This is a genomic window from Methylobacterium sp. Leaf93, assembly GCF_001422345.1.
GTDB lineage: Bacteria > Pseudomonadota > Alphaproteobacteria > Rhizobiales > Beijerinckiaceae > Methylobacterium > Methylobacterium bullatum.
The window spans coordinates 2,272-5,624 of the sequence record NZ_LMMS01000022.1 but is presented as its reverse complement, the minus strand read 5'-3'; the positions used below and the strand labels follow the sequence as shown (position 1 = coordinate 5,624).

At 56.1% G+C, this 3,353-nt stretch carries 5 protein-coding genes and 2 pseudogenes; 4 read left to right on the top strand and 3 right to left on the bottom strand.

Going from position 1 to position 3,353, the window contains the following annotated elements:
• Positions 1-107 (bottom strand): annotated as a pseudogene (locus tag ASF26_RS22710) (IS5/IS1182 family transposase); the annotation flags it as partial.
• Between the two features lie 56 nt (positions 108-163).
• Between ASF26_RS22710 and ASF26_RS11765 the strand changes: the two are divergent.
• Genes ASF26_RS11765 through ASF26_RS11760 form a run of 4 tightly spaced genes read left to right on the top strand, consistent with a single transcriptional unit; the run spans position 164 to position 2,842 of the window.
• Positions 164-1,108: an IS1595 family transposase gene (locus tag ASF26_RS11765; RefSeq protein WP_056253895.1), complete on the top strand. Its 945-nt coding sequence runs from the start codon at positions 164-166 to the stop codon at positions 1,106-1,108.
• 22 nt (positions 1,109-1,130) lie between these two features.
• A complete protein-coding gene (locus tag ASF26_RS22705) occupies positions 1,131-1,976 on the top strand; it encodes a hypothetical protein (protein WP_156462977.1) in 846 nt (281 codons plus the stop codon).
• Position 1,977: 1 nt separating this feature from the next.
• Positions 1,978-2,481 carry a PIN domain-containing protein gene (locus ASF26_RS22070; RefSeq protein ID WP_082477606.1) on the top strand — a complete coding sequence of 168 codons (504 nt, stop codon included), beginning with the start codon at positions 1,978-1,980 and terminating at the stop codon, positions 2,479-2,481.
• Complete coding sequence (locus ASF26_RS11760) at positions 2,450-2,842, top strand: hypothetical protein (RefSeq protein WP_056253892.1); 393 nt, start codon at positions 2,450-2,452, stop codon at positions 2,840-2,842. The genes ASF26_RS22070 and ASF26_RS11760 overlap by 32 nt, the downstream gene beginning before the upstream one ends.
• Here ASF26_RS11760 and ASF26_RS22065 read toward each other — a convergent pair.
• Positions 2,832-3,107: a hypothetical protein gene (locus ASF26_RS22065; protein ID WP_082477604.1), complete on the bottom strand. Its 276-nt coding sequence runs from the start codon at positions 3,105-3,107 to the stop codon at positions 2,832-2,834. The two genes, ASF26_RS11760 and ASF26_RS22065, sit on opposite strands and share 11 nt — an antisense overlap.
• Positions 3,108-3,258: 151 nt before the next feature.
• Positions 3,259-3,353, bottom strand: a pseudogene (locus ASF26_RS23430) (IS5/IS1182 family transposase); the annotation flags it as partial.

The window sequence follows — 3,353 nt, the reverse complement described above, 5'->3', positions numbered from 1 at the left end:
CCGAGCGGCGTGCCGCGCGCGTCGGTGACGAGGTGGCGCTTCGTGCCCGGCTTGCCCCGGTCCGTCGGGTTCGGGCCGGTGGCAGCCCCCCTTTTTTAGGCGATTATATACTTGACGCACCACGCCCCAAAATGTAGGGTTTTGACATCGGAGCTCTTTGCCCATGTCCGTCCTGTCCAAGCCCTACTTTCACTGCGAAGAAGCAGCCTTCGCCCATCTTGAAGCGGCTCTCTGGCCGCAGGGTCCGGTGTGCCCTCACTGCGGCTCCATGGGTAAGCACTACGATCTCCGCAAAACCCGCCTTGGCCTCCGCAAGTGCGCTGAGAAGGCGTGCCGCAAGCAGTTCACGGTGAAGGTCGGCACCGTCTTCGAGAGCGCCCATATCCCGCTCGCGAAGATGCTCCAGGCCACCTACCTCATGTGCTCGTCCAAGAAGGGCGTGAGCAGCCACCAGATCCACCGCCTCCTCGGCATCACCTACAAGAGCGCGTGGTTCCTGACCCACCGCATCCGTGAGGCCATGCGCGACGGCTCCCTGGCCCCCATGGGCGGCGGCGGTGGCATTGTCGAGATCGACGAGACCTTCATCGGCAACGACCGCACCAAGAAGCCCAAGGGCGAGAAGAAGGGCCGTGGCTACGCTCACAAGCACAAGGTGCTGAGCCTCGTCGACCGGGACACGGGCCAGAAGCGCTCCATGGTCGTCGATGATCTCAGCGCCAAGACCTTGCTCCCGATCCTCAAGGAGAACATCGCCAAGGAAGCCCGTGTGATGACCGACGAGGCGGGCCAGTACGGAAAGCTCTCTGCGACCTTCACCGGCGGCCACGGCTTCACCCGGCACGGCCAGGGCGAGTACGTCGACCTCGTGGACCGCACCATCCACACCAACACGATTGAGGGCGCGTTCTCCGTCTTCAAGCGCGGCATGAAGGGCGTCTACCAGCACTGCGGCAAGCAGCACCTTCATCGCTACCTCGCCGAGTTCGATTTCCGGTACAACAACCGGGTGAAGCTCGGTTGCGGCGACACGGAGCGGACAGAGCGAGCCATGCGTGGTATCGTCGGAAAGCGGCTTACCTACCGTGGCTCACGGGTGGCCGCGTGAGCCGGCCATCTCGGGATAAGGCGTGAAACAGGCCCTTACCATCACGGTTTATCCAGCCTCACTGTCAGGCGACTACCTGTCGGTGTCTGACGCAATGCGTCAGATGCTCGACTTGGTAGACGCCTTGGCTAGCTTTGAGTCTGTTGAAGGTTCTTCACGCAAGATCGTGTGGCGCCTAGTCGACGCACACACAAACTCCCCTCCCTTCACGATCACCGCTCAAGCGTATCCGGTCGATCCTGTGGTTTCCGTATCTTTCGAAGCACAGCGAACAGTTCAAGATTTTACTGCTGCAATGCAGACTCTGATACAAGGCGTCATGCCAAGTTGGATTGACGATGACTCTATAGCGCCAATTAAGCGTATTTTGAGCCGCAACCAAAATGCAGTCGGGCGAACAGAAATAATAATCGACGATGAAATTATTTCAATAGTTCCATCAACGGCTAAACTAGCATCGATAGCCATAGCTAAATCAGAAATTGTCTTAGAAGCAGAGGCACTAGACCTTAGGCACACTGAATACGGCTCAGTAGAGTGCATTGTTTATGGTATTACAAGATGGAATAACAAACCTGCCCTCTCGGTTCTGGAGAGGCTTTCTGGCGACAAGCTAACCTGCGTTCTTAATGAAGATGTTGCCGAAAAGCTCGGAAACTCACGTAAATGGGAAGAAGTTTGGCAAGGTAGGCGTCTGCTTGCGACTGGCGCCTTGCACTACGGTCAAGATGGCTCTCTCAAAAGGATTGACGCAGAAGACGCGGATGATCTCCCGTTCACAATCGTGGATCTGCATGAACTGCAATCCTTAGATATTTTACAGGGTCGCTCCGTAAGCGAGCACCTTCAGCTACTCAGGGAGGAGTAGCTTGGGAAAGCCGCTCAAAATTTACTGGGATACGTGCGCTTGGCTTGGGCTCCTAAATGGAGAACCGGATAAGAAGCGCGAACTTGAGATTGTCTATGATGCCGCCCGTAAGGGTAGGTACCAGTTATGGACATCCGCCCTCGCTATCGTTGAAGCACGGCGCCTTAATGTTGAGAAGAACGATCCAAAACCTTTAAGTGCAGAGAACGAAGAAAAGATCGCTAAAATATTTAAGCAAGAATTTGTTATGACAACTCCTCTTGATCTCGATGTAGCGAACAAAGCGCGGGCCTTGTGGCGATCAACGGTGGGATTAGGCAAGTTTCAAGACGCCGTACATATCGCATCGGCGCAAAAATGGAATATCTCGTTAATGCATACCTACGACAACGATGACATCTTGCCTTTAAACGGCAATTTGTTTTGTCGAAATGGTGATGCCCTTGTAATCTGCTATCCAGACGAGACGACAGATGGCCCGCTCTTCAAAAAAGAAGTTGGATGATCCGGACGCGGCGCAGTCAATGCCCAAGGGCAAGCTCGTCGCCGAGAAGCTGACGCCGGACATCCAGCGCGCAAAGGCTGTCGTAGCTGACGCGCAGGCAGCCGTGGCATCGGCCAAGCTCGTCACACGCACGGCGCAAAATCGCGCCGACAAGGCTGCTGAGGATGTGGTGAAGGCCCAAGCGAAGCTGGCTAAAGCCACCAGCAAGCTTGGGGCCGAGAAAATGACTCCCGAGGAGCAGATGCGCCGCTTCGAGGAGTTGGCCCGCGAACTCGAATGCGACGAGTCCGAGGAGAACTTCGGTGCTGCGCTACGGGTGATCGCGAAGCAGAAGCCGAAGGAACCGGATATCAAGCGGTAGGCTTGGACAAAAAACTACGGGCATCATCAGCCACGGCAGGCGAGTCGGTTACTTGGAAATCTAGGCGAAACAGGATCAAACCTGAGGCATTTGTAACTTCCATTCGCCATTCTGGGCCAAGATTGTCCTTCGAGGCGCCACCTTCGAGTATCGATCCGGCGTAGCGAATGGCCTCTCTGCGGGCGTATTTGCTGTCGGGCAACTCGACACCGACTTTGTCTAGCATTTCTATGCCGTCGTACACGTTGAAATGGTAGCGAGGCATGCATTGCTCCGGCCGAAAAAGGCGGGAGCGCTATTCTCTCTCAGCCGTCAGCGCCCGATTATCGTGGCCGACGATCTTCAGCATGTAGGGCTTGCCCCTAGGACGACCAGAGCGACATTTATGTCGTGGTGCGGGAAGTATATAATCACCCTTTTTTAGCCGGGACAGACGCGCTGTCCAGGCAAGCCCGGTTCCAGTCGATCTCACCCGCTGCGTGCAGGCGCTCCAGCAGCACGTGATGCAGGC